The organism is Novilysobacter viscosus, from assembly GCF_046600715.1.
Lineage (GTDB): Bacteria > Pseudomonadota > Gammaproteobacteria > Xanthomonadales > Xanthomonadaceae > Lysobacter_C > Lysobacter_C viscosus.
Genome location: NZ_JBJMAV010000002.1, coordinates 111,487 through 135,599 on the forward strand (window position 1 = coordinate 111,487; position 24,113 = coordinate 135,599).

Below are 24,113 nucleotides of genomic sequence, written 5' to 3' on the forward strand. Positions count from 1 at the left end.
CTCGGGCATGGGGCCCGGTGTCAGGCCACGACCCGGTAGCAGGGCTGGTATTGCCCGGCGATCTTCATCCGGCGCTGTTCGACGAATGCGCGCAGCAGTGCGTCCAGGGACTGCATCATGTCGGGATCGCCGTGGATCTCGAACGGCCCGTGCGCCTCGATCCGGCGCATGCCGTCCTCCTTTACGTTGCCGGCGACGATCCCCGAAAACGCGCGGCGCAGGTCCGCGGCCAGTTCCGACGGTTTGCGGCCGTGGTGCAGGTCCAGTGCCGCCATCGCCTCGTGGCTGGGCACGAACGGCTGCTGGAACTCCAGCGGGATGTCGATCGACCAGTTGAAGAAGAACGAGTCGCGCTGTGTCAGCCGGTGCTCGCGAACCTTGCGGATCCCGGCGGCCATCCGGCGCGCCGCGGCCGGCGGGTCGCCGATGATGATCTCGTAGCGCGAGGTCGCCGCCTCGCCCAGCGTCAGCCGCAGGAAGCGGTCGATCTGCTCGAAGTACGGCGCCGAGCTGCTGGGGCCGGTCAGGATCAGCGGGAACGGAACCGTCGCATTCTCCTCGCGCAGCAGGATGCCCAGCAGGTAGAGGATCTCTTCGGCGGTGCCGACGCCACCGGGGAACACGATGATGCCGTGTCCGATGCGGACGAAGGCCTCAAGGCGCTTTTCGATGTCCGGCATGATCACCAGGTGGTTGACGATCGGGTTGGGCGACTCGGCGGCGATGATTCCCGGCTCGGTCACGCCCACGTAGCGACCCCGCCGGACCCGCTGCTTGGCATGGGCGATGGTCGCACCCTTCATCGGCCCCTTCATGGCGCCGGGACCGCAGCCGGTGCAGATGTCCAGCGCGCGCAGGCCCAACTGGTAACCCACTTCCTTGGTGTACATGTACTCGTCGCGGTTGATCGAGTGCCCGCCCCAGCACACCACAAGGTTGGGATCGGCCGGTTGCAGCACGCGGGCGTTGCGCAGCAGGTCGAACACCGCGTCGGTGATGCCCGCGCTGGTGGACAGGTCCCGCCCCCCCGCATCACCGTCTAGTTCGATCGCCGTGTACGCCAGGTCCCGCACCACCGCGAACAGCAGTTCAGCCACGCCGCGGATGATCTCGCCGTCAACGAAGGCGGTGCCCGGAGCGTTCTTCAGGTCGATGCGAAGGCCCCGGTCCTGCTGTTCGACCTGCACATCGAAATCCGGATACAGCTCCTGCGCCGCGCGCGGGTCGTCGGACGTGCTGCCGCTGGTCAGCACCGCGAGCGCGCATCGGCGAAGCAGGTCGTGCATTCCCGTGGAAACATCGCGCAGGCGCGCAACCTCGTCGCGGGACAGGACATCCAGGCCACCCCGCGGGTAGATCCTGGCATTGACGGTGGGGAGGCGCGACGTGACGGCTGCTGACATCCGGTTTTCTCGTTGTTCTTTCGTTTCGGAGCCGGTGACTCTAACCACCGGCGTACACAAAGGAAAACGGCCGGGGTTTCCCCCGGCCGTTGCCCTGCCCCACGGGCGGAAGTGGATCAGAACTCGTAGCGGAAGGTCGCAAGGATCGACCAGCGCGAGACTACGCGCGGTACGCGGCCTTCGTACGTCCGCAGGTTCTGCCACTCGGGATTGCCGTCACGATTGACCAGCTGGTACACGTACCCGCCGTCTTCGGTGATCCCACCCAGGCGCGCCAGGTAACGGCTGTCGAAGCCACCGATCTCCTCGGTGATGCCCCAGTCGCTGTTGAGCATGTTCAGGAAGTTGTAGATGTCCAGGCGGACGATCGACTTGTGGTCCCTGAAGAAGCCCGGCAGTTCCTGCTGGATGCCCAGGTCGACCTGGTTCACCCACGGCAGGCGCGTTTCGTTGCGACCGGCGATCTTGCCCCGGTTAGCCTGCAGGTACGGGTTGCGCGAGATGAACTCGTGGAACGCCGCGATCTGGTCGGGCGTGGCGGTCCCGTAGCTCACGTTCGGGTCGTTGACCATCGGGATGTACGCCGGATCCTGGAAGATGCCGTCGCCGTTGACGTCGCCATTCAAGAGCCAGGTGTACGGCAGGCCGTCGCGCCCGGTGTAGAAGGCGCTGATGCTGGTCTTGTAGTCACCGAAGAACGCATGCTCCCAGCCCAGCGAAGCCTTCAGCGAATTGCGGATCTCGCGGCTGGCGGTCGTGGCAATCTCCTGGTTCGGGTTCACGCGCGACACGAACTGGTAGCTCGACCACGCCTGCGAGCTGGCATCGGAGCCGACTTCCTTCGCGCGGGTGTAGGTGTAGCTCAAGTTGCCGTACCAGCCGTCCGCCATCGGCTTGTCGAGCGAGAACGTCACCGAGGTGGAGCCGCCCTTGTCGGTGTTGGTCAGTACGGTCGAGTTGGTGGTGTAGTCGGGGTTGGCGCCGCAGTTGGCGTTGCTGCGTGACGTGTTGCCCAGGTCACACCAGTAGCTGTTGCGACCGTCCGCCAGCGTGCCCTGCGCCTGGCCGATGTTGATCGCATTGTAGAACGCCGCATCGCGTGCCTGGATGCTGGTCAGTTCGGCCGAACCGATCAGCCCGTACCACGGCAGTTCGGCGTCGTAACCCAGGGTCGCCTTGACCACGGTCGGCAGCTTGAAGTCAGGGTCGATGGTGTCGATCTGGCGCAGTGCCGAGCCACTAGCCGGGACGTTCTGGTCGTACGGGTCCGGGCTGAAGGGGACGGTACCCGGGTCAAAGGACCGGTAGGACAGCGACGTCACGCCGCCATTGTTCTGGTACGGGTTGGCCAGCCACACGAACGGCGGCACGCTCTGGAACGCGCCGATGCCGCCGCGAAGCTGCGAGTAGCGCGGCGTGTCGAACATGTAGTTGAACGAGAAGCGCGGCAGGATGACCTTGTTGTCCGAGCCCAGCTTGTAGTCGTTGCGGTAGCCGAACGCTTCCTCGAAACCGGGGCTCAGCTCCGGCGCCTTGTCGGCCTTGGGGATGTTGACGCGCACGCCATAGGCAATCGACAGGTTGGGGCTGACCTGCCAGGTGTCCTGCAGGAACGGGCTGAACTGGCTGTAGACCAGCGCAGCGGCGGTGTCGTTGACGCCGAAGCCCGGTGCCGGTGCACGCAGGTTGTAGACGTCGTAGTTGCCGGCGGCGAAATCCTCGAGGCTTTCGAACACGTAGGAACCGTGCAGGTCGCGGCCGTAGAGGTTGAACACGTCGTGGCGCATGTAGTCGAAGCCGCCCTTGATCGTGTGGTCACCCGCGTAATAGGTGCCGAACACGTTGGCCGTCAGGCGGTCGGTGTTGATCTGGTTCTCGTGGCGGTTGTTGTCCTCGCCCAGGAAGATGGAGCCGCCGTTGGCGACCTCGATCTCGACTTCCGGCTGGTCGATCTCGTTGCCGTTGACCTGGTCGAACTTCTGCTGGCTCAGCTTGATCTCGGTGGAGAAGTTCTCCGACCAGTCGCTGAACAGCTGCAGCGAGGTGTTCTTGGTGATGTTGTCGATGTTGTACCAGTGGCTGCTGAGCACCACGTTGAAGGGCCGGTCGTCGTAGGGCGACGGGCGGAACTCTTCGGTCTGCTGGTAGGTGAGGCTGGCGCGCTGGTAGTCGGTGATGTTCCAGTCCAGCTTGCCCAGGTAGCGCTTGTTGTTGAGGTTGACGCCCGACAGGCCGTAGATGCCCGGCTGCAGCCCCAGGTCCTCGGCGATCGAGATCGCGCGCTGCACGTCGTCGGCGGTGACGTCGCCGTTGGCGATGCCGTCGGAGCTGCCGGCGCCGCCGAAGTTCTTGATCTCCTGCTCCTCGTATGAGGCGAAGAAGAACAGCCGATCCTTCAGCAGCGGGCCGCCGACCGTGGCACCGATCGTGGTGTCGGTGTCAAAGCCGGTGTAGTCCTCGCCGTCGAGCTTGCCCATCAGGCTGTCGGCGTCGCGCAGCGCGTAATAGACCGAGCCGTGGAACTCGTTCGTGCCCGACTTGGTGACCGCATTGACCGTCGCGCCCACCGTATCGGAGGCCACGTCGTAGTCGGCGACCTTGAGGTCGTAGGCATCGATGGTGTCGATCGAGATCGGGGTGCCGATGTAGGGCAGGCCGTTGGCGTTGAGGCCGAACGGGTCACCCTGCGACATGCCGTCGACCGAGATGTTGTTGTAGCGGTTGTTGACGCCGGCAACCGAGATCGAACCGTTGCCCGGGTCGATCACCTGGATGCGCGGATCGAGGCGCGCGACGTCGTCCAGCGAGCGGTTGCCCTGCGGCGTCAGTTCCAGCTCGCGGCCGCTGACCGCGGTGCCCACGCCCTTGTTGTCGGAGCTGAAGACATCCAGCCCGGCGGTGCCCACCACGGCAATCGTATCCAGCGTCGTCACGTCACCGGCCAGGTCGGCGTTGACGGTGTTGACCTGGTTGAGGTTGAGGTAGACGCCTTCCTGGGTGTCGGTCCCGGCGCCGGACTGCACGGTGACCGTGTACGGACCACCCACGCGCAGGCCGCGGGCGTTGTAGCGGCCGTCTTCGCCAGTGACCGCGCGGCTTACAGTGCCGGACTCGACGTGGACGATGGTGACTTCGGCACCGGCCACGGGCTCGCCGCCGGCGCCGACGACGCGGCCGCCGATACCGGCGGAGGTGCTCTGTGCGAACGCGGGCGCGGTAGCAAGGGCGGCGAGCAAGCCAAGCGTGAGCCGGGAGAGCCGGACGCGGTTCGGATGGGTCATTACAGTGGCCTCGATGACGTGATAACGGCCGGGCGACGGCACGCAACAGGTGCGCCCGTCGTCCGAACGATGGAAAAAACGAGTGGATGGTGCTGGTGTAGCCCCCACCCTGGCGCGGCTCCGTCCCCGCCGGGGTTAACGACAGTTTAACAGGCTAGTGGGAATACATGACAGGCCGATGACAGCAGTCATGGTATGGACCCGCTACCGCGGCACCCGCGCCGTCCGGCAAGCCCCCCGGGCCGGCCCCGCACCCGGCGGGCCAGTGGGCCTCAGGGCGGGGCGAACTGCAGATAGGTGCCGAGACCGTCCAGGAACATCTGGACCGAGATGGCGACCAGCAGCATGCCCATCAGGCGCTCCACCGCGGTCAGCACGCGCCGGCCCAGGATCCGATACAGCAGCGGGGCGGCAAACAGGATCGCGGCCGTGGCGCCCCACGCCATCATCAGGGCAATGCTCCAATCGACCAGGCGACCCGGATCCTCGCTGCCCATCAGCATCACCGCGGCCATGCCCGATGGCCCGGCCACCAGGGGGATCGCCATCGGGACGATGAACGGCTCACCGTCGGGCAGTTCGCCCATCAGGCCCTCCGGCGGCGGGAAAATCATCCGGATGCCGATCAGAAACAGCACGATTCCCCCGGCGATCGAAACCGATTCCTGCCGCAGGTGCATGACCTCCAGCGCGTACTTGCCGCCCCACAGGAACAGCATCAGCACGCCCAGCGCGATGAGCAGTTCGCGAGCGAGCACGATGCGCTGTCGCTCGGGCGGCAGGGTACGCAGCAGGCTCAGGAAAACCGGGACGTTGCCCAGCGGGTCCAGGATGATGAATAGCAGCAGTGCCGCGGAGATGATGTCGGTCACGGCGCGGGACTCCAGACTTCCCCGCGGTGCACGGCCCCGGCGCCGGACAGCAACGTGACGCAGGCCGGCGCGTAGTCGGCGGCATCGCGTGCGCGCCGGTCGTGCTCATCGACGTATGCGCGCGAACGCAGGTGCGTCCGCATGGGCCCCGGGCGCAGCCCGGCGACGCGCACCGGGCCATTGTGCAACTCGGCATGCAGCATCCCCAGCAATGCCTCCAGGCCATGCTGCGCGATCCCGTATCCGCCCCAGTAGGCCCCACCGACCCGGCCCGGGTCATCCACGACGAAGACCACCGATGCATCCCGGGCCTGCGAGAGCAGCGGCAGGCACGCCTGGGTCAGCCACCAGCGCGCGGTCAGGTTGACGTGGATGGCACGTGCGAACGCCGCCGGGTCGGTCTGCGCCAGCGGCGTGAGGCCCGGGAACTCCGCGGCGCAATGGAGCACCCCATCGAGTCGACCGAACTCGGCCTGCACGGTCCCGGCGAGCCGCACATAGTCGTCAGGCGCGGCACCTTCGAGGTCGAGCGGGTAGATCGCGGGCTCCGGGCCGGCCGCGGCCACCGCATCGTAGAGCCGTTTCAGCTTCGGCACCTTGCGACCCAGCAGGACGACAGTGGCGCCCGCGGACGCACACGCAACGGCGGCAGCGCCGCCCAGCCCGCCATGGGCTCCGGCGACCAGCACCACGCGGCCGTCCAGCGACCGCGCCCCCACTTCGGACTCCTGCGGTGCCGCGGCCATTACCTGGCCTGGATCTCGCTGACCATCCGGGCAAGCTCACCGGACTCGAACAGTTCCTGGGTGATGTCGGAACCACCGATCAACTCGCCGTTGATGAACAGCTGGGGGTAGGTCGGCCAATTCGAGAAGCGCGGCAGGTTGGCGCGGATCTCGGGCTCTTCGAGCACGTTGACGGTGTGCATCTGGGTGGCCCCGGCGTCGCGGAGCACCTGCACTGCACGGCTGGAGAAGCCGCACATCGGAAACTGTGCCGTGCCCTTCATGAAAAGCACCACCGGATGGCTGTCGACCTCAGCCTGGATCCGTTCGAGCACGGACATCGGAACACTCCTGCAATGGACCGTTGCCCGGCATTGACGGCCCGGCAACGAGGCGTGGGATTAGAATGCGGCATTGTAATCCTTCGCATCCCCGAGGTTGCCGGCCCTCGCCTTCGACCCGGGGTTTCGCGCCCCCCAAGCCAGCTTCCGACGTGCAAGCGTCCACCCCCAAAAGGAGCCCGCCACATGGCCATCGAACTGCCCCCCCTGCCGTACGAGCGCACCGCCCTGGAGCCGCACATCTCCGGCGAGACGCTGGACTACCACTACGGCAAGCACCACAAGGCGTACGTCGACAACCTCAACAAGATGATCGAGGGCACCGAGTTCGCCGACATGCCTCTGGAAGACATCGTGCGCAAGGCGCAGGGCGGCATGTTCAACAACGCCGCGCAGGTCTGGAACCACACGTTCTACTGGAACTGCCTGTCGCCCAACGGCGGCGGCGAGCCCACCGGCAAGGTCGCCGAAGCGATCGACAAGGCGTTCGGAGACTTCGCGTCCTTCAAGGACGAGTTCACCAAACTGTCGGTTGGAACCTTCGGGTCGGGCTGGGGCTGGCTGGTGCAGCGTCCCGACGGTGCGCTGGCTCTCATGAGCACCTCCAATGCCAACACCCCGCTGACCGGCGAGGACACGGCGCTGCTGACCTGCGACGTCTGGGAGCACGCCTACTACATCGATTACCGCAACGCGCGCCCGAAGTACCTCGAGGGCTTCTGGAACCTGGTGAACTGGGATTTCGTTGCGGCCAACCTCAAGTAACGCAGCGAACCACGCGCAAGACGACGGCCGGGTTTCCCGGCCGTTTTGTTTTTTACGATTTGGGCCGTGCGCCGCACGTCCATCAGGGACACGCGGCGATAAGGGGCTCAGCCGCCGCGCAACCGGTCCACCGCTGGCGCAACCTGTGTACCCCGTTCCAGCCTGTCCCCGAGCCGCACGAGGGCCTCGGCCAGGGTGTCGGGAGAATCCGATCGCACGGTTGCGTGGCCTACCTTGCGCCCAGCACGTGGTGACTTGCCGTAGTCATGCCAATGTCCGCCGTCCTCGGCCAGCACCGGCCCGGCATCGGGCAACCCACCAACCCAGTTGAGCATGCACGCGTGCCCCAGGTTGGAGGTACCACCCAGAGGCACCCCGAGTACCGCCCGCAGGTGGTTCTGGAACTGGCTGGTCTCGGCACCTTCGACGGTCCAGTGCCCTGAGTTATGGACGCGCGGCGCCAGCTCGTTGGCCAGCAGCTCGCCGCCGTGGCAGAACAGCTCCAGCGCGAAGACGCCGACATAGTCGAGAGCCTCGGCCAACCGTCGTGCATGGTCGAATGCCGCATCCTGCAGGCGCGTGTCGACCCGGGCCGGCGCAAGGCTGACCGAGAGCACGCCATCGACGTGCCAGTTTTCCGTCAGCGACCAGGTCTTGAACTCGCCCTCGCGGCCACGCACCGCCACTACCGACAGCTCGCGATCGAACGCGACGAATGCTTCCAGGATCAGCCCGACGCTATCGGCCTGTGCGCCAAGCGCGGTCCACGCCGCGTCCATGTCCTCGCGGGTCCGCAATCGGAACTGGCCCTTGCCGTCGTAGCCCAGGCGTCGGGTCTTGAGGATGCAGGGCAAGCCGATGACCTCGACGGCACGCTCCAGCGCGTCACGCGAATCGACCGCCTCGAAAGGCGGCACCGGGATGCCCAGCTCCTGGAACAGCGACTTCTCGGCCAACCGGTCCTGCGCCACGGCCAGCGCGCGCGGGCTGGGGAAGACCGGCACCCGCTCGGCCAGCCAACGCGCCGACTCGGCCGGTACGTTCTCGAAATCGAAGGTCACCACGTCCACTTTCGAGGCGAATTCCGAAAGTGCGCGTTCGTCCCGCCAGTCGCCCACGATCAACGGCGCGAACTGGCCGGCGCAGGCATCGACCACGGTGTCCATTACCAGGAATCGAAGCCCCAGCGGTGCGCCCGAGAGCGCCATCATGCGCGCCAGCTGGCCGCCACCCAGGATTCCAACCGTCGTCATCGCATCCTCCCCGTCCGCACCTTTCACCGCCGCGGGTCGTCGTTGTCGGCGACATCGCGGGTCTGGCGTTCGCGGAAGGCCGCCAGTGCAGACGCAACCTCCGGCAGGTAGGGCGCCAGCATCGCCGCAGCGAACAGCGCGGCGTTGGCAGCACCGGCATTGCCGATTGCGAATGTCGCAACGGGTATCCCTGCCGGCATCTGCACGATCGAGAGCAGCGAATCCATCCCGTTGAGCGCCTTGGACTGCACCGGTACGCCCAACACCGGCACCGCGGTCTTGGCTGCAAGCATGCCCGGCAGGTGCGCGGCGCCGCCGGCGCCCGCGATGATCGCGCGCAGGCCACGCGCGGATGCGCTGGAGGCATACTCGAAGAGGGCGTCCGGCGTACGGTGGGCGGACACCACACGAACCTCGTGGGGCACGCCAAGCGATGTCAGCCGGTCGGCGGCGTGCTGCATCGTGTCCCAGTCCGAACGCGAGCCCATTACGATGCCGACGAGCGGCGCGGGCGCTGTGTCTGTCATGGTTCGACCTTGCGGCAAAACGTTATTCTACCGGCCCGCATGGCATCCGGCAGCGCTGTCCTCGCCCGGCCAGCCGGCCGAGCCGCCCAGGCTGGGCCCTGCCATGCCACCTGATCCCCCGACCCGCGAGGCACCATGGACCGCAAGCTGCTTGACCTGCTCGTCTGTCCGACCACCCGGCAACCGCTGCAGCGACTGGACGCGACCGCTCTGGCGGCGCTGAATTCGGCGGCGGCGGCGGGCACCCTCCGCAAGGCCGACGGCACCCCCCAATCCGGGCCGGTGCGCGAGGCTCTGGCGACGCGCGACCACCGGCACGTCTACCGGCTGGACGACGGGATCCCGGTGCTACTGGCCGAGGAGGCGATCATTACCGTTGGCGTGGCCGGCTTCCCCGGGGCATGAGCAGCATGCCCGCGGCGCCGGACCCGGCGGACGTCGCGCAGGACGTCAGCCGCGCGCTCCAGGAAGACCTCGGAACCGGGGACGTCACCGCGGCACTGCTTCCCGATACCCCTGATACCGCCTACCTGCTGTGCAAAGAGGAGGCGGTGGTGGCCGGCCGGCCGTGGTTCGATGCGTGCCACCGCTCGCTCGACCCGGAGGTCGATATCCAATGGGCCGTGGGGGAAGGCGACCGGGTCGCTGCCGGCACGGTAATGGCCACACTGCGCGGCCGAACGCGCGCGCTGGTCAGCGCCGAGCGCGCATCGCTCAATTTCCTGCAGACATTGATGGCGACGGCTACTGAAACCGCCCGCCATGTCGCGGCCGTCCGCGGCACGGGCACGCGCATCCTGGACACCCGCAAGACGATTCCGGGACTTCGCCAAGCGCAGAAGTACGCGGTCCGGGTGGGCGGCGGCCACAACCATCGCATGGGCCTGTATGACCAGGTAATGCTCAAGGAGAACCACATCCGCGCGGCGGGCAGCCTACCGGCCGCCATCCACGCGGCGCGCAGGCTGCACCCCGGCCTGCCACTGATCGTGGAAGTGGAGGACTTGGCAGAACTCGCCCAGGCGCTGGCTACGGGCTGCGACCGGGTCCTGATCGACGATTTCACCGCACCGCTGCGGCGTGAAGCGGTCCGCATGGCGCGCTCAGCCCCCTACAGCGGTGCAATTCCGTTGGAAGCATCCGGTGGATTGACCCTGGAAGATCTACGGGCCGTGGCCGCGGACGGGGTGGACTTCATTTCCATCGGCGGGCTGACCAAGCACGTGCGCGCGATCGACCTGTCGCTGAAGCTGGGACGGCCGGCAATGGATGCCCCGGCCGCGCTCTAGGTCAGCAACCAGGCCAGCACGCCCACGCCGACGAGCACCAACACGCCGACCCAAACCGTGCGAGGCGCGGGCAAGGTACGCCGCTCTCCGTCCTCGCGGCCGGCTGCACGTACGCCACCCACCAGACGGAACCGCAGGGTATCGAAGGCGATCTCGTCCCCTGCCCCGACCAGGCCGCGCGACACCCGTCGACCATTGATGAAGCTGCCGTTGCTCGAACCCATGTCTTCCAGCAGCAGGCCATCGTCGGTGGGCATCAGGCGCGCGTGCATGCGCGAGAGCCCCGAGTCCTCGAAGGACAGCGTGCACTCGGGCGCGCGACCGATGGTCATCGCGCCGGTGACGGCAATGCTCCGCCCGAAGGCGCTGCCACCGACCCCGCGCAGTGCGTACTTGGGCATTGCAGGCCGCAGTGTCGTCGCCCCGAGGTCGTCATTGGCTGGCGTCATCACGGCCTCTGCCGCCCCGCGGGGCTCGGGCGCGGCGGCACCGATTCCGGCGAGGCGCGCGACCACGCCGCCCAGGTCCACGCTGTCGCCGGGGCGCAGGGAGATCAGGCCCTCGACCTGCTGGCCATTGACGCTGATGGGGGTGCCCTCCGGCACGTCGAGCATCACACCCTGCGCGGTGACATGCAGCCGACAGTGCTGGGGATTGACGCCGGGCCGGTCGATCACCACGTTGGCAGCGGGGTCCGACCCCACCCGGTTCACCCCAAGGCCCAACAAGACTTGTGGGTGTTCGCCACCCGGGAATACCAGTTTCATTGATCAACCCCCCTGAGGTGGTGGAGTGTGGCCGAGGATGCTTGCGGCGTCAGCACAGCGGCGTCACATTTAGAGGATGCCGACTCTAATCATTGTGATGATCGTGGCCGCCGCTGGCTTCAGCTACTGGAGCAGTGCGCGCGCCGCCGCCGAGCAGGCCGAGGTGCTGGGTCGGGAAGCCTGCCGGGCAGCAGGCGTGCAATGGCTCGACCAAACCGTCCATGCCACGGGTGTGCGGCTTGGGCGCGGCGAGTCCGGGCGGCTGGGCTGGGAGCGCAGCTTCCGCTTCGACTACTCCCGCGATGGCCAGGACCGCCACGTGGGCCGGATGGTGCTGCGGGAGGGGAGACTGGTTTCCTTCGCCGGACCCGTGACTCCGCAGGTAACGCGGCTGAGCTGAGTCCCCGCAACGGTGGCAGGCGCGACCAATGGCACCGGGCTGCCTGTTTCCCCCGGCGCGCGGCTTGGGCAACGGGTGCGCTCGATCCGTCATGCGCCGGTTTTTCTCCTGCGCCTGCAATTCCCGAGTCGATGCGGTCACGCTACTTGACGATGCGCAGGTGCCCGCTTCGACGCGGCGTCGGGGTGGAAGGATCATCGTCCCCGTCCTCCCCCGAAGCGGGCACGGCGCTCAGTTGCACGGGCGACTCGGCCGAGGCGGAGGTGCCAGCGCCCCCGGGATCGGCATCGGCATGCGTTTCACCGGCGGCGATGTCGTCGGGCAGTGCCATGCCCTGCCCCGTCTCGCGTGCGTAGATGGCCAGCACCGCACCAACCGGGACCGACACCGCGTGGCTTACCCCGCCGAAACGTGCACTGAAGCGGATCAGTTCGTTGTCCATCTCCAGGCGCGACACTGCGCGCTCGGCGATATTCAGGACGATCTTCCCTTCCTTGACCGCGTGAACCGGGACCTGGACACCCGAACGCGTCGCGTCGACCAGCACGTGCGGCGTCATGCCATTGTCTGCGATCCATTCGTACAGCGCCCGCAACAGGTACGGGCGGTGGCTGGTCATGGGTGTGGAGTCATCGCTCATGCCGTGCAGTCTAGAACACCGTCAGGAGGGCAGGTCGCGCAGCTTGCGCTCCTCGTCGGTCAGGCTGCGGGTGAAGCCCGGATTGCGGAAAATGCGATTGCCGTAGTCCTCGATCACCTTGCCGTCCTTGGGCAGGGGCACGCCCAGCGCCGGCAGGCGCCAGATGATGGGGGCCATGGCGCAGTCAGCCAGGCTCATCTCGGTGTTGAGGAAGAACTTGAACGCCTTGAACAGCGGCACCGAGGCAGTCAGCAGTTCCTTCAGGCGCTTGCGCCCGGCATCGGCCTGCGCCTTGTTGCCCAGCTGGATGGCCTGCACCTGCGGCACCCAGTCATGCTCGAGGCGAAGCATGCCCAACCGCAGGCGTGCGCGTGACAGCGGATCGACCGGCATCAGCGGCGGGTGCGGATAGCGTTCATCGAGGTATTCGCTGACGACGCTCGCCGCGTACAACACCAGATCGCGCTCCACCAGCGTCGGCACCGAGTGGTACGGGTTCAGGTCGATCAGGTCTTCGGGCGGGTTCTGCGGGTCGACGGGGATCAGGTCGTAGGTGACGCCCTTCGCCGCCAACACCAGGCGCACCCGGTGGCAGAGCACGCAGTCGGTTGAGGAAAACAGGGTCAGGGCATTACGCATACGTGGGCTCGCCGCCATCATCGACCTCTCCAGCCACCGGAATCCGCCGGTCGGCAAGACGCCGCCCACCCCGTGTGGACGGTCGTCGCGGCCTCGATCACGCCGTGCCCCCTGCCTGGGCCCATCGCGATTGCGAGGGACCCAACCGGATCGCGGCTACTTCACGTCGCGCCAGTACTCGGTCTTGAGCAGCCAGGCGAAGAACGTGAACACCACCAGGAACAGGATCACCCACACGCCCATTCCCTGGCGCTTGAGGGCGGCTGGTTCGCCGGCGTATTCGAGGAATGCAGTGATATCACGCGCTGCCTGGTCGAAGCCCGCTGCGTCCAGTTGACCGGCGCTCTTGACTTCCAGCCCCACCACCGGACGCTCACCGGTTGCCTCGTCGAGCTCGCCATAGACGGCATGCTGCAGGCCCTGCAGCTCCCACAAGGGGTTGGGCATCGACACGTTGGGGAACAGCTTGTTGTTCCAGCCCAGCGGCTGGTCTTCGTCGAGGTAGAAGGACTTCAGGTAGGTGTAGACCCAGTCCGGACCCCGAACCCGCGAGATCAGGCTGAGGTCCGGCGGCATCTTGCCGAACCAGGCGTTGCCCTGCTCCGTGGTCATGCTCACCTGCACCTGCTCGCCGAACTTGCCACCGGTGAAGTTGAGGTTGTCCATCACCTCGTCCTCCGTCAGCCCCAGGTCCTCGGCGATGCGCGAGTAACGCAGGTACTGCAGCGAATGGCATGCCGAGCAGTAGTTCATGTAAAGCTGCGCGCCGCGTTGCAGCGAAGCGCGATCACCAAGGTCGGTACCGGCAGCCTCGACATCGCCACCTGCAGCAGCCCAAGCACTGGCGGACACCAGCAATCCGGCCGCCACCGAGACCAGCCGGCCGATCCAACGGCGCTGGAAGGAAGTAGGCGTCTTGTTAGTCATGCATCGTCACCCGTTCCGGCACCGGCTTGGTCTTGTCGAGCTTGGTCCACAGCGGCATCGTGATGAAGAAAGCGAAGTAGAAGAAGGTCAGGACGCGGCCGATGACCGTCTCGACCGGATCGGTGCCGGGGCCGGCGCCGATCTTGCCCAGCCACACGAAGCACACCACAAGCAGGGTGAGCATCGCCCTGGTGATCCAGCCGCGGTAGCGCACCGACTTCACCTTCGCCCGGTCCAGCCAGGGCACAAGGAACAGGATCGCGATCGCGCCGAACATCACCATCACGCCACCCAGCTTGTCCGGCACCACGCGCAACATCGCGTAATACGGCGTGTAGTACCAGACCGGCTTGATCTGCGCGGGCGTCACCAGGCGGTTGGCCTCGGTGAAGTTATCGTGCTCGAGGAACCAGCCACCGAACGCCGGGGCGAAGAAGATGATGAACGCCGCCAGGATCAGGAAGAAGCCGATGTAAACCGTGTCCTTCACCGTGTAGTACGGGTGGAACGGAATGCCGTCTGCAGGCGCGGTCGGCGACCAGCGGTTGCCCTTCGGTCCCTTCTTGATCTCTACACCATCGGGGTTGTTCGAGCCCACCTCGTGCAACGCCCCCAGGTGCAGCACCACCAGCAGCAGCAGCACCAGCGGAAGTGCGATCACGTGCAGCGCGAAGAAGCGGTTGAGGGTGGCGTCGCCGGGCAGGTAGTCACCCATGATCCACTCGACCAGGCCGCCACCGATGACCGGGATCGCGCCAAACAGCGAGATGATCACCTTGGCGCCCCAGAACGACATCTGGCCCCAGGGCAGCACGTAGCCGAGGAACGCCTCGGCCATCAGCACCAGGTAGATCAGCATGCCCAGGATCCACACCAGCTCGCGCGGCTTCCGGTACGAGCCGTACATCAGGCCGCGGAACATGTGGATGTAGACGACCACGAAGAACAGCGATGCGCCGGTGGAGTGCATGTAGCGGATCAGCCAGCCCCACTGCACGTCGCGCATGATGTATTCGACCGAGGCGAAGGCTTCCGCCGCACTCGGCTTGTAGTGCATCGTCAGGAAGATGCCGGTGACGATCTGGTTGACCAGCGCCACCATCGACAGCACACCGAAGATGTACCAGATGTTGAAGTTCTTCGGCGCGTAGTACTCGGTCATGTGCTTGCGGTACATCGGCATCAAGGCCGGTGCGCGCTCGTTGACCCAGTTCATCGCGCCGTTGGCGCCGCGGGTAATGATGTTGGACATGGCTTAGGCGGCCCCTTGCGGATCGACGCCGATGACGATCGTGTTGTCGTCGGCGTAATGGTGCGGCGGCACGACCAGGTTGGTCGGCGCCGGCACGCCGGAATAGACGCGACCCGCCATGTCGAACTTCGACTTGTGGCACGGGCAGAAGTAGCCACCCTTCCACTGCGCGTCGAACGGCTGCGGCGCGATCTGCGCCACCATCTCGGGCGCGCAGCCCAGGTGGGTGCACAGTCCAACCAGTACCGACACCTCGGGCTTGATCGAGCGCAGTTCGTTCGCTGCGTAAGCGGGCTGCTGCTCGGGATTCTGCGAACCCGGGTCGCTCAGCTCACCTTCCAGAGTTGGCAACGCCTGCAGCACGGCCTGCGAACGGCGCACGATCCAGATCGGCTGCCCACGCCACTCCAGTACGATACGCTGGCCGACCTCCAGCGCGCTGATGTCGGCGGTGACCGGCGCACCGGCCAACTTGGCGCGCTCGCTGGGGTTCCACGACTTGATGAACGGCACCGCCACGAACCCGGCGCCCACGGCGCCGACCACCGCGGTGGTCGCGGTCAGGAACCGTCGACGCCCGTGGTTGACCGGCTCGTTGATCGGCTCGGGATGAGGATCGGTGATCCCTTGGTTGGCCATCCGGCACTCCGCAAAAATACTGTCTGGAATTCGAAGTCAGGACGCGGCGCCGGCCACTGGCGACGGCTCGCGGCCCAAAGACGGGAAGTGTAACGGAAGGGTGAACGGCAGGACAATCCGCCAGGCGCTTGGAACGGGGCGGACAGGCCTCAGCGGGCGACAACGGCGCCGCGGTAGCGATCGGCGAGGATCGCAACGCGCTGGACGTAGCGCTGGGTCTCGTCGAACGGCGGCACGCCCTTGTACTTGTCCACGTTGCCCTCGCCGGCGTTGTAGCCGGCCGCGGCGAGCGTCAGGTTGCCGTTGAACCGCTTGAGCAACCATGCCAGGTACTTCACCCCGCCGCGGATGTTCTGCGACGGTTCGAAGGCATTGCCCACGCCGAAGCGACGTGCGGTGGCGGGCATCAGCTGCATCAGGCCCTGCGCCCCGACCCGCGAGAGCGCGTTGGGATTGAATGCCGACTCGGCGTGGATGATCGCGCGTACCACCGCTTCATCGACGCCATGCTCGCGCGCGGCGGTCGAGATCTCGTCCTGGTAGGCCGCCATGTTGAGCCGCACGTTGTGGAAGCTCACACCGGGCTTGGCCGCGCAGGCGTAGCAGGTCTCGAAGAAACTGTACTTGATGGTGCGAACCGGACTGGCGCTGGCCACGCCCTTGGGCCGGGCACTCGAATAGTGGCGCACCCCGTCTTTGATGTAGGAGTACACCTGCCCCTGCACCAGTCGCGACCGTGCCTGCCCCGAAGACACCGGGGTCGTGGGCGCGGCGTTGGTCATGCTGGCGGACTGGGCGGGAGCCGAGGCCGACGCCGGTGAACCAGAAACCAGGCTCACTGGGGTGGCGCCCCCGGAGGCGGCACGCGCCGGCGGCTTGTACGTCACGGTCGAGTACTCGCTTACCGACTTGCAGGTGGCGCCACTTACCCGCTTGCTGACATAGCTGCGGGTGCCGTCGGCCGCCTCGCAGCGGTAGATCGTGCCGGACACTGCCGGCCCGGCGGCCAGCAGACAGGCGATCCCCAGTAGCGTGATCCGTCCCCTCATGTCTGTGAGTGTCGCGTGTTCGCCGGGGATTGCCAAGTACTTGATTCACAAAACAGGAGCCTGGCTTCAGGCGCCCCCGGCTTAGACTAGGCGGCCATCCCCGCTATCCGGCTCGGGTTCACCACCGCGCCCCGGACCTGCCCATGACCGAAAATACCCGTCCCCCTGCCCCGCGCGGCAAGCTGTTCATACAGACCCACGGCTGCCAGATGAACGAGTACGACTCGGCCAAGATGGCCGACGTCCTGGCGGCCAGCGACGGATTGGAGTTGACCACTAACGTCGAGGAAGCCGACGTAATCCTGGTAAATACCTGCTCGATACGCGAAAAAGCACAGGAAAAGGTGTTCAGCCAGCTGGGGCGCTGGAAGTCGCTCAAGCAGGGCGAAAGGCCTGTCCTGATCGGCGTGGGCGGTTGCGTGGCCAGCCAGGAGGGCGAGGCGATCATCCAGCGTGCGCCCTACGTGGACCTGGTATTCGGCCCACAGACCCTCCACCGGCTGCCGGCGCTCATCGCAGCCAAACGTGAGACGGGCCGTCCGCAGGTCGATATCAGCTTCCCGGAGATCGAAAAATTCGATCGCCTGCCCGAGCCCCGTGCCGAAGGCCCGAGCGCGTTCGTGTCGATCATGGAGGGCTGCAGCAAGTACTGCAGCTTCTGCGTGGTGCCCTACACCCGGGGAGAGGAAGTCAGTCGGCCGTTCGAGGACGTACTGGTTGAATGCGCGCAACTGGCGACCCAGGGCGTGCGCGAAATCAACCTGCTGGGGCAGAACGTCAACGCCTACCGGGGCCCCATGCAGGACACGGCCGGGGTGGACGACCCCGGCCCGGGGACCGGCTTCGCCGACCTGGGCCTGCTGATCCGCACCCTCGCCCAGATCGACGGCATCGACCGGATCCGCTTCACCACCTCGCACCCGCTTGAGTTTTCCGACTCTTTGGTGGAGGCCTACCGCGACGTACCCGAACTGGCCAACTACCTGCACCTGCCGGTGCAATCGGGTAGCGATCGGGTGCTGAGCGCGATGAAGCGCGGGTACACGGCACTGGAGTTCAAGCAGAAGGTGCGCAAGCTGCGCGCGGTGCGGCCGGATATCTCGATCAGCTCGGATTTCATCGTCGGCTTCCCGGGCGAGACCGAGGCGGATTTCGACAAGACGATGAAGCTGATCGAGGACGTCGGCTTCGACCAGTCGTTCTCCTTCATCTATTCGCGCCGCCCGGGCACACCCGCGTCCGATCTCCCCGACAGCGTGTCGGGCGAGGAGAAGCACGCACGCCTGTCGCGCCTGCAGGCCGCCATCAGCGACACCGCCCGGCGCATCAGCGAGTCGATGGTGGGCAGCACCCAGCGGGTGCTGGTCGAGGGACCCTCAAGGAAGGATCCCAACGAACTCACCGGCAAGACTGAAAACATGCGCTCGGTGAATTTCCCGGCGCCGGCGCGGCTGATCGGCCAGTTCGTCGATGTGCTCATCACCGAGGCGATGAGCAATTCGCTGCGCGGGCGCGTAGTGACCTCGGCCGGCATCGCCGCCTGATTACCCGTGCACGGCCCCACTCCCGCCACGGAGACGGTGCTGCGACGCGCGGCGCTCGGCCTGTGGTGGACGGCGCTGGGCCTGCTTGGACTCGTCCGCGTGGCGGCCAAGGCCGCAGCAGATCCAGACTGGACCCAGGATCCGGTGACGCTGGCGTGGCTGCTCGGCTCGATGGCGCTGGGTGCGGTCGGCGTCGTTTCGATCCGGCGCGCGCTGCGCCCCCCTCGCGGCAGCCGTTGATACATACCCCCGCCGGTATCAGTCCCGCGGACGCTCGTAGACGGGCCGCCCCTCGACGTAGGTCGCCTGCACCGTGAGCGACCGCAACCCCTCCGGGGCGATGGCCATGGGGTCCTCGGCGAGCAGAACGAAGTCCGCCCGCTTGCCCGCCTCCAGACTGCCCGTCTCGGTCTCGGCGAACCCCGCGTACGCCGCATCCAGGGTGAAACCGCGCAACGCCTCGAATGCGGTCAACTTCTCGTGCGGACGCCAGCCGCCCAGCGGTTGACCTCCGGCATCGGTCCTTGTCGCCGCTGCGAAAAGTCCCAGGCGCGGGTCCACCGATTCCACCGGGAAGTCCGAGCCCAGGGCCAACCGGGCGCCGTGGTCGCGCAGGGTGCGCCAGGCATAGCTGCCTACGATGCGCTCCGGACCCAGGCGGGCCTCGGCCCAGGGCATGTCGCTGGTGGCATGGGTGGGCTGCATCGATGCGATCACGTGCTGCCTGGCGAAGCGTGGCAGGTCCTCGGGCGACACCACCTGCGCGTGCTCGATACGCCAGCGATGCCCGTGGCCGCTGGAATCCCCCCACGTCCCCGCATAGGCATCCAGCACCAGCCGGTTGCCGCGGTCACCGATGGCATGGGTGGCGACCTGGACGTCGCAATCACGGGCGCGCTTCAACACCCCCTCCAGTGCGTCGGGCTGGATCAGCAGCAGGCCACGGTTGCCCGGGTCGTCGTGGTAATCGGCGTGGAGCGCGGCGCCGCGGCTTCCCAGCGCGCCGTCCACGTAGAGCTTCATCGCGCGCATCTGCAGGCGACCGGCCGGGTGGGAATACAACCCTTCCCTGCACAACCAGGCGAATGCCTCCTGGTCTCCGTCAGCGAGGGCATAGATCCGCAGGGGCAGCTCGCCACGATCGGCAAGGCGCTGGTACGCGCCGATCTGCGCCATTGACACGCCGGCATCGTGGACGCCGGTCAGGCCGTGCTCGACCGCGCTGCGCATGCCCAGCGCCAGGGCCCGCTCGGCAGTGTCCCCGTCCATGGGCGGGATCGCCGCTTCGACCAGGTCCATGGCGCTGTCGATGAAGACGCCGCTCGGCACGCCGCCCGCGTCGCGCTCGATGCGGCCACCATCGGGTTGCCACGCTCCGGCCAGGTCGCGCTCCACCTGTCGAAGCGCCGCGCTGTTTGCCCAGCCGGCATGACCGTCCACGCGGGTCAGCCAGACCGGACGGTCGGGGAAGGCCTCGTCAAGGTCGGCCACCGTGGGGAAAGCCTGGTCGGGCCAGTCGTTCTGGTCCCAGCCACGCCCCAGCAACCAGTCGCCATCCGATAGCACGGCTGCATGCTGGCGCAGGCGCTCCACGATTTCCGCGCGGCTGCGCGTGCCGTCCAGCCGCGCCCGCATCAGGCTCAGGCCGAGGTTGCCGATATGGCCGTGCGCGTCGATCAGGCCGGGGACGACAATCGAGTCGCCCGCATCGAGCCGCTTGGCGCCCGGGTACCGCGCATGCAGGTCGTTGACGCTGCCCAGGGCCACAATGCGCCCTTGCGCATCGAATGCCATGGCCTTTGCAAGCGGACGCGACGGATCCATCGTGTGGATGCGCGAGGCTTCCAGCACCGTCAGGTCCTGGGCCTGCAAGGGCCCTGCCACCAGGCATGCCGCCAACACGACCCCCTTCATGCTCCCGATCACCGCCATCGCCACGTCCCCTTGGTTGCAGTCCCGCAGGACTTTGCGAAAAAGCCTGCGGGGGCGCAAGCTCGCCCTTCCCCGTGCGTGTGGCGCCTAACGCCCGCGCCCCGACTGAAGACAGCCCCCGATGCCTTCGAGAACCACGTCCGAATTCACCCTTGACCCGCCTGAAGCAGAGCGCCTGGCCAACCTCTCGGGCCCCTTCGAAGGCCACCTGAGGCTGATCGAATTGCGCCTGGGAGTGGAAATCGCCAGCCGCGGCAACATCTTCCGGATCGTCGGGCCCGAAGCGGCGGTGGGCAAGGCCGAGACGCTGCTGCGTGACCTGTGGAACGACGCGGCCAACGAGACCCTGAGCGAGCCCGCCATCCACCTTCGGCTGGCCGAAGCCGACGCCGACCGCGTGGTCCAGGAGGACATCGAACCGCAGGAAGTCGCGATCCGGGTCAAGCGCGGCACTGTCCGCGGCCGCGGCAGCAACCAGGCCAAGTACCTGCACGCGATCGCCGTCGACGACATCAACTTCGGGATCGGACCGGCCGGTACCGGCAAGACGTTCCTGGCCGTGGCAAGCGCGGTGGAGGCACTCAACGATGGCCGCGTCCAGCGCCTGATCCTGGTGCGCCCGGCGGTGGAGGCGGGCGAGAAGCTGGGCTTCCTGCCCGGCGACCTCACCCAGAAGGTCGACCCGTACCTGCGGCCGCTGTACGACGCGCTGTACGAGATGCTGGGCGTGGAGAAGGTGGTGAAGCTGCTGGAGAAGAACGTCATCGAGATCGCGCCGCTGGCCTACATGCGCGGGCGCACGCTCAACGACGCCTTCGTGATCCTGGACGAGGCCCAGAACACCTCGATCGAGCAGATGAAGATGTTCCTGACCCGCATCGGGTTCGGCAGCACCGCCGTGGTGACCGGCGACCTGACCCAGATCGACCTGCCCAAGCACCAGAAGTCCGGGTTGAAGGACGCCCTGGACGTACTGCGTGGCGTGGACGGCATCAGTTTCACCTTCTTCGAGTCGCGCGACGTGGTCCGGCACCCGCTGGTGGCCCGGATCGTCAATGCGTATGACGCGCGCGATGCCAAGGATGCCGGCAGCGGGCCGGCCAGCTGAGGACTCAACGATGACCCACGATGCGCTGCAACTGGACGTATCGGTCAGCTACGGAGTGCCCCGGGCGGGCATCCCGTCGGCGGTGAGTTTCCGGCGCTGGGTGCGCGCCGCGCTCGAGGGCCGGCTCCGCCAGGCGGACCTGGCCATCCGTATCGTCGACAGCAAGGAAGGCCGGTCGTTCAACCGCCATTACCGCGGCAAGGACCATGCGACCAACGTTCTGAGCTTCCCCGCCGACCTGCCGGAAGGGCTGCCCGAGGGCGTGCGCCTGCCCCTGCTGGGTGACCTGGTCATCTGCGCGCCGGTGGTGGTCCGCGAAGCCCGCGAGCAGGGCAAGCCGCTGGCCGCGCACTACGCCCACCTCACCGTGCACGGCACCCTGCACCTGCTGGGATGGAACCACGAGGACGACACCGAGGCCGAGTGCATGGAGCGGCTGGAGCGGGAAATACTGGCCGGAATCGGCGTCGCCGACCCCTACCTGGGCGAGTGACCGGCGACACCGGGTCCGGACCGGGCCCTCCGCCCGGCAATGCGCCCCCGGCGCGCTAAACTGCGCCTCCAGCGGCCCCTCCCCCCGGGCCGGTACACCGACGCAATGTCCGAGGACGACAGTAGTACCCAGCACCCCGAGTCCCCTGAAAAGCGCCGCTCGTGGATCGACCGGATCAGCTCGGCCCTGTCGGGCGAGCCCACCACGCGCGAAGACCTGGTGGAAATCCTGCGCGATGCGCAGGTCGACGGCCTGATCGCCGCCGATACGCTGACGATGATGGAAGGCGCGATCACCGTGTCCGACCTGACCGTTGGCGACGTGATGATCCCACGCTCCCAGGTGGTGGCCCTGCCCGCCGAGGCGCCGTTCCTGGAGTTGATGAAGCGCGTGGTCGAATCCGGCCACTCGCGGTTTCCGGTGCACGGCGAAGACAGTGACAACGTACTCGGCATCCTCCTCGCAAAGGACCTGCTGCGGGGCGTGGTGGAGGACAACGGCCCGGCCGGCATCCATGAGCTGCTGCGACCGGCGGTACTGATCCCGGAGTCCAAGCGCCTGGACGTGCTGCTGCGCGAATTCCGCATGTCCCGCAACCACATGGCGATCGTCATCGACGAGCATGGCGGCGTCGCCGGGCTGGTCACCATCGAGGACGTGCTTGAACAGATCGTCGGGGAGATCGACGACGAGCACGACGATGCCGAGGATCCCAATGCGCTGATCGCCGCTCAGGCCGACGGCCAGTTCGTGGTCGACGCCCTGACGCCGATCGAGGACTTCAACGAGCGCTTCGGTGCGGACTTCGACGACGACGAGTACGACACCATCGGCGGGCTGGTCACCGCAGCCATCGGCCACCTTCCCGAGGCCGGCGAGGAGTTGACCCTGGGCCGCTACGTCTTCCGCGTATCCAGTGCCGACGCACGGCGCGTGCACGCCTTCCACGTCGGCGTACTGGGCGATGATGGCTGACCTGCGCCGCGGCCTGCGGCGCGGTGCGTCCGCGGCCTGGGTGCTGGCGTTGTGGTGCATGGCGCTGGCTGCGATCGCGGCCCCCGCCCTACCGGCGCCGCCCGCATCGGAAGTCGCCGTCCAGGGTTCGCCGGAGGGGGTGCCAGCGCCCCGGATCGGCGTGCTGACGATGCAGCCGGGTGAAATCTTCTTCGAGCGTTTCGGCCACAACGCCATCGTCGTGCAGGACCCGGTATCGGGCGCGGCCACCTCGTTCAATTTCGGGTACTTCGACCCGTACGAGGCCGACTTCGTCAGCCGCTTCGTCCGCGGCGTAATGCGCTACCGCCTGCTGGCGCTACCGGTCGAGGAGGACCTGGCCTACTACCGCGCCGTCGGTCGCGGCGTGTCGATGCAATGGCTGGACCTCGCACCGGCGGATGCGCGGGCGCTTGCGGACGCACTGGCCGAGAACGCACGGCCCGAGAACGCCTACTACCGCTACGACTACTTCCTGGACAACTGTTCCACGCGGGTGCGCGATGCGCTCGACCGCGCGCTGGGGGGGGAGTTGCGCCGCCAGCTGCAGACACGATCACGCGGCAATACCTTCCGCAGCGAGGCGGTGCGACTGGCCTCGCCCGCCCCCTGGATGTGGCTGGTCTTCGATATCGGCCTGGGGCCATCGGCCGACCGGCCGCTACCGATCTGGAACGACGCATTCGTGCCTATGCGCCTTGCCGATGCCCTCGATGGAGCGCGACGCCAGGACGGCAGCCCCGTCGTACATGAGCGCGTGGAGGTACTGCAGCACAGGCTGGCCCCCGCGCCACGGGAGTTCGAAAGGCGGTGGACCCGTTGGCTGGCTGCCGGCCTGGCAATCGGTGTGGCCCTCGCGTGGCTTGGACGGCGACGCCCCCGGCTGGCCGCTTCACTGGCTCTGCCCTTCTGGGCCGTCTGCGGCCTGCTCGGCGTGCTGATGCTCTACATCTGGCTGGGCACCGACCACCGATTTGGCTGGGCCAACCAGAACCTTCTGCTGATGAACCCGCTCGCCTGGCTCTTGCTGCCCGGCGGCTGGCGCCTGGCACGGAGCCGCGGGGCGGGACGCGTGTTCTCCACCGCATTGGTCGCCATGGCCGGACTGTCTGCACTGGCGGTGTTTGTCTACGGCCTCCAGGTGGTGCCTCAGCGCAACGCCCACTGGATTGCCCTGCTGCTGCCGATCCATGCCGCGCTGGCGTGGTCCCTGCTTGCGCGGCGCCGTACCGCGGGCAAGCTGTCCAAGCAAGAGACGCCGTAGGTGGCATCGC

25 protein-coding genes are annotated in these 24,113 nt (G+C 67.2%); 10 read left to right on the forward strand and 15 right to left on the reverse strand.

Annotation, left to right across the window (positions count from 1 at the left end; genetic code table 11):
- Positions 1 to 20: 20 nt before the first annotated feature.
- The 5 genes from ppnN to grxD all read right to left on the reverse strand — a co-directional run bounded on the left by ppnN (position 21) and on the right by grxD (position 6,622).
- Complete coding sequence (ppnN, locus tag ACJQWL_RS04175; RefSeq protein WP_330967578.1) at positions 21 to 1,403, reverse strand: nucleotide 5'-monophosphate nucleosidase PpnN; 1,383 nt, start codon at positions 1,401 to 1,403, stop codon at positions 21 to 23.
- Between the two features lie 116 nt (positions 1,404 to 1,519).
- Positions 1,520 to 4,684, reverse strand: coding sequence for a TonB-dependent receptor (locus ACJQWL_RS04180; protein WP_411300735.1), 3,165 nt, complete (start codon positions 4,682 to 4,684; stop codon positions 1,520 to 1,522).
- 272 nt (positions 4,685 to 4,956) lie between these two features.
- A complete protein-coding gene (locus tag ACJQWL_RS04185; protein WP_330967644.1) occupies positions 4,957 to 5,547 on the reverse strand; it encodes a YhgN family NAAT transporter in 591 nt (196 codons plus the stop codon).
- 5 nt (positions 5,548 to 5,552) lie between these two features.
- A complete protein-coding gene (locus ACJQWL_RS04190) occupies positions 5,553 to 6,302 on the reverse strand; it encodes an SDR family NAD(P)-dependent oxidoreductase (RefSeq protein WP_330967576.1) in 750 nt (249 codons plus the stop codon).
- The gene (grxD, locus tag ACJQWL_RS04195) at positions 6,302 to 6,622 is read right to left on the reverse strand and encodes a Grx4 family monothiol glutaredoxin (RefSeq protein WP_330967575.1); all 321 of its coding nucleotides are present in this window, start codon (positions 6,620 to 6,622) and stop codon (positions 6,302 to 6,304) included. The genes ACJQWL_RS04190 and grxD overlap by 1 nt, the downstream gene beginning before the upstream one ends.
- A 186-nt stretch (positions 6,623 to 6,808) precedes the next feature.
- Between grxD and ACJQWL_RS04200 the strand changes: the two genes are divergently transcribed.
- Positions 6,809 to 7,387 carry a superoxide dismutase gene (locus ACJQWL_RS04200; RefSeq protein ID WP_330967574.1) on the forward strand — a complete coding sequence of 193 codons (579 nt, stop codon included), beginning with the start codon at positions 6,809 to 6,811 and terminating at the stop codon, positions 7,385 to 7,387.
- A gap of 107 nt (positions 7,388 to 7,494) precedes the next feature.
- Here the strand turns inward: ACJQWL_RS04200 and ACJQWL_RS04205 are convergent, their stop codons facing one another.
- The gene (locus tag ACJQWL_RS04205) at positions 7,495 to 8,640 is read right to left on the reverse strand and encodes a 5-(carboxyamino)imidazole ribonucleotide synthase (RefSeq protein WP_330967573.1); all 1,146 of its coding nucleotides are present in this window, start codon (positions 8,638 to 8,640) and stop codon (positions 7,495 to 7,497) included.
- A gap of 23 nt (positions 8,641 to 8,663) precedes the next feature.
- Positions 8,664 to 9,167, reverse strand: coding sequence for a 5-(carboxyamino)imidazole ribonucleotide mutase (gene purE, locus ACJQWL_RS04210; RefSeq protein WP_330967572.1), 504 nt, complete (start codon positions 9,165 to 9,167; stop codon positions 8,664 to 8,666).
- A 135-nt stretch (positions 9,168 to 9,302) separates the two neighbouring features.
- Here purE and ACJQWL_RS04215 point away from each other — a divergent pair, with 135 nt between their 5' ends.
- Both ACJQWL_RS04215 and nadC read left to right on the forward strand, forming a co-directional pair.
- On the forward strand, positions 9,303 to 9,572 hold the full coding sequence (locus ACJQWL_RS04215) for a Trm112 family protein (RefSeq protein ID WP_330967571.1): 270 nt from the start codon (positions 9,303 to 9,305) through the stop codon (positions 9,570 to 9,572).
- Positions 9,569 to 10,456 carry a carboxylating nicotinate-nucleotide diphosphorylase gene (gene nadC / locus ACJQWL_RS04220; RefSeq protein ID WP_330967570.1) on the forward strand — a complete coding sequence of 296 codons (888 nt, stop codon included), beginning with the start codon at positions 9,569 to 9,571 and terminating at the stop codon, positions 10,454 to 10,456. The genes ACJQWL_RS04215 and nadC overlap by 4 nt, the downstream gene beginning before the upstream one ends.
- Here nadC and ACJQWL_RS04225 read toward each other — a convergent pair.
- Entirely contained in the window at positions 10,453 to 11,223 is a 771-nt protein-coding gene (locus ACJQWL_RS04225) for an FHA domain-containing protein (RefSeq protein WP_330967569.1), read from the reverse strand. The genes nadC and ACJQWL_RS04225 overlap by 4 nt on opposite strands.
- 76 nt (positions 11,224 to 11,299) lie before the next feature.
- On the opposite strand from ACJQWL_RS04225, the gene ACJQWL_RS04230 reads away from it, so the two are divergent.
- Positions 11,300 to 11,623 carry a DUF3301 domain-containing protein gene (locus tag ACJQWL_RS04230; protein ID WP_330967568.1) on the forward strand — a complete coding sequence of 108 codons (324 nt, stop codon included), beginning with the start codon at positions 11,300 to 11,302 and terminating at the stop codon, positions 11,621 to 11,623.
- 142 nt (positions 11,624 to 11,765) lie between these two features.
- Here the strand turns inward: ACJQWL_RS04230 and ACJQWL_RS04235 are convergent, their stop codons facing one another.
- The 6 genes from ACJQWL_RS04235 to ACJQWL_RS04260 all read right to left on the reverse strand — a co-directional run bounded on the left by ACJQWL_RS04235 (position 11,766) and on the right by ACJQWL_RS04260 (position 16,769).
- Positions 11,766 to 12,263, reverse strand: coding sequence for a ClpXP protease specificity-enhancing factor (locus ACJQWL_RS04235; protein ID WP_411300736.1), 498 nt, complete (start codon positions 12,261 to 12,263; stop codon positions 11,766 to 11,768).
- Between the two features lie 21 nt (positions 12,264 to 12,284).
- Positions 12,285 to 12,920, reverse strand: coding sequence for a glutathione S-transferase N-terminal domain-containing protein (locus ACJQWL_RS04240; RefSeq protein WP_330967566.1), 636 nt, complete (start codon positions 12,918 to 12,920; stop codon positions 12,285 to 12,287).
- A gap of 138 nt (positions 12,921 to 13,058) precedes the next feature.
- Complete coding sequence (locus ACJQWL_RS04245) at positions 13,059 to 13,829, reverse strand: cytochrome c1 (protein ID WP_330967565.1); 771 nt, start codon at positions 13,827 to 13,829, stop codon at positions 13,059 to 13,061.
- On the reverse strand, positions 13,822 to 15,081 hold the full coding sequence (locus ACJQWL_RS04250; RefSeq protein WP_330967564.1) for a cytochrome b: 1,260 nt from the start codon (positions 15,079 to 15,081) through the stop codon (positions 13,822 to 13,824). Before ACJQWL_RS04250 ends, ACJQWL_RS04245 begins: the two co-directional genes overlap by 8 nt.
- A gap of 3 nt (positions 15,082 to 15,084) precedes the next feature.
- Entirely contained in the window at positions 15,085 to 15,720 is a 636-nt protein-coding gene (gene petA / locus ACJQWL_RS04255) for a ubiquinol-cytochrome c reductase iron-sulfur subunit (RefSeq protein ID WP_330967563.1), read from the reverse strand.
- A gap of 149 nt (positions 15,721 to 15,869) precedes the next feature.
- Positions 15,870 to 16,769 carry a lytic transglycosylase domain-containing protein gene (locus ACJQWL_RS04260; protein WP_330967562.1) on the reverse strand — a complete coding sequence of 300 codons (900 nt, stop codon included), beginning with the start codon at positions 16,767 to 16,769 and terminating at the stop codon, positions 15,870 to 15,872.
- Between the two features lie 143 nt (positions 16,770 to 16,912).
- Here ACJQWL_RS04260 and miaB point away from each other — a divergent pair, with 143 nt between their 5' ends.
- Both miaB and ACJQWL_RS04270 read left to right on the forward strand, forming a co-directional pair.
- Positions 16,913 to 18,313 carry a tRNA (N6-isopentenyl adenosine(37)-C2)-methylthiotransferase MiaB gene (gene miaB / locus ACJQWL_RS04265; protein WP_330967561.1) on the forward strand — a complete coding sequence of 467 codons (1,401 nt, stop codon included), beginning with the start codon at positions 16,913 to 16,915 and terminating at the stop codon, positions 18,311 to 18,313.
- 36 nt (positions 18,314 to 18,349) lie between these two features.
- The gene (locus tag ACJQWL_RS04270; protein WP_330967560.1) at positions 18,350 to 18,553 is read left to right on the forward strand and encodes a hypothetical protein; all 204 of its coding nucleotides are present in this window, start codon (positions 18,350 to 18,352) and stop codon (positions 18,551 to 18,553) included.
- Between the two features lie 18 nt (positions 18,554 to 18,571).
- Here ACJQWL_RS04270 and ACJQWL_RS04275 read toward each other — a convergent pair whose 3' ends face one another.
- Positions 18,572 to 20,227 (reverse strand): amidohydrolase, encoded by a 1,656-nt coding sequence (locus ACJQWL_RS04275; RefSeq protein ID WP_411300737.1) that lies wholly within the window; start codon positions 20,225 to 20,227, stop codon positions 18,572 to 18,574.
- Between the two features lie 139 nt (positions 20,228 to 20,366).
- On the opposite strand from ACJQWL_RS04275, the gene ACJQWL_RS04280 reads away from it, so the two are divergent.
- The 4 genes from ACJQWL_RS04280 (at position 20,367) to ACJQWL_RS04295 (ending at position 24,103) form a co-directional block, all read left to right on the forward strand.
- On the forward strand, positions 20,367 to 21,353 hold the full coding sequence (locus ACJQWL_RS04280) for a PhoH family protein (RefSeq protein ID WP_330967558.1): 987 nt from the start codon (positions 20,367 to 20,369) through the stop codon (positions 21,351 to 21,353).
- Positions 21,354 to 21,363: 10 nt separating this feature from the next.
- On the forward strand, positions 21,364 to 21,846 hold the full coding sequence (gene ybeY, locus ACJQWL_RS04285; protein ID WP_330967557.1) for an rRNA maturation RNase YbeY: 483 nt from the start codon (positions 21,364 to 21,366) through the stop codon (positions 21,844 to 21,846).
- Between the two features lie 105 nt (positions 21,847 to 21,951).
- Positions 21,952 to 22,821 carry a CorC family transporter gene (locus ACJQWL_RS04290; RefSeq protein WP_330967556.1) on the forward strand — a complete coding sequence of 290 codons (870 nt, stop codon included), beginning with the start codon at positions 21,952 to 21,954 and terminating at the stop codon, positions 22,819 to 22,821.
- Positions 22,814 to 24,103: a lipoprotein N-acyltransferase Lnb domain-containing protein gene (locus ACJQWL_RS04295; protein ID WP_330967555.1), complete on the forward strand. Its 1,290-nt coding sequence runs from the start codon at positions 22,814 to 22,816 to the stop codon at positions 24,101 to 24,103. Before ACJQWL_RS04290 ends, ACJQWL_RS04295 begins: the two co-directional genes overlap by 8 nt.
- Positions 24,104 to 24,113 lie beyond the last annotated feature (10 nt).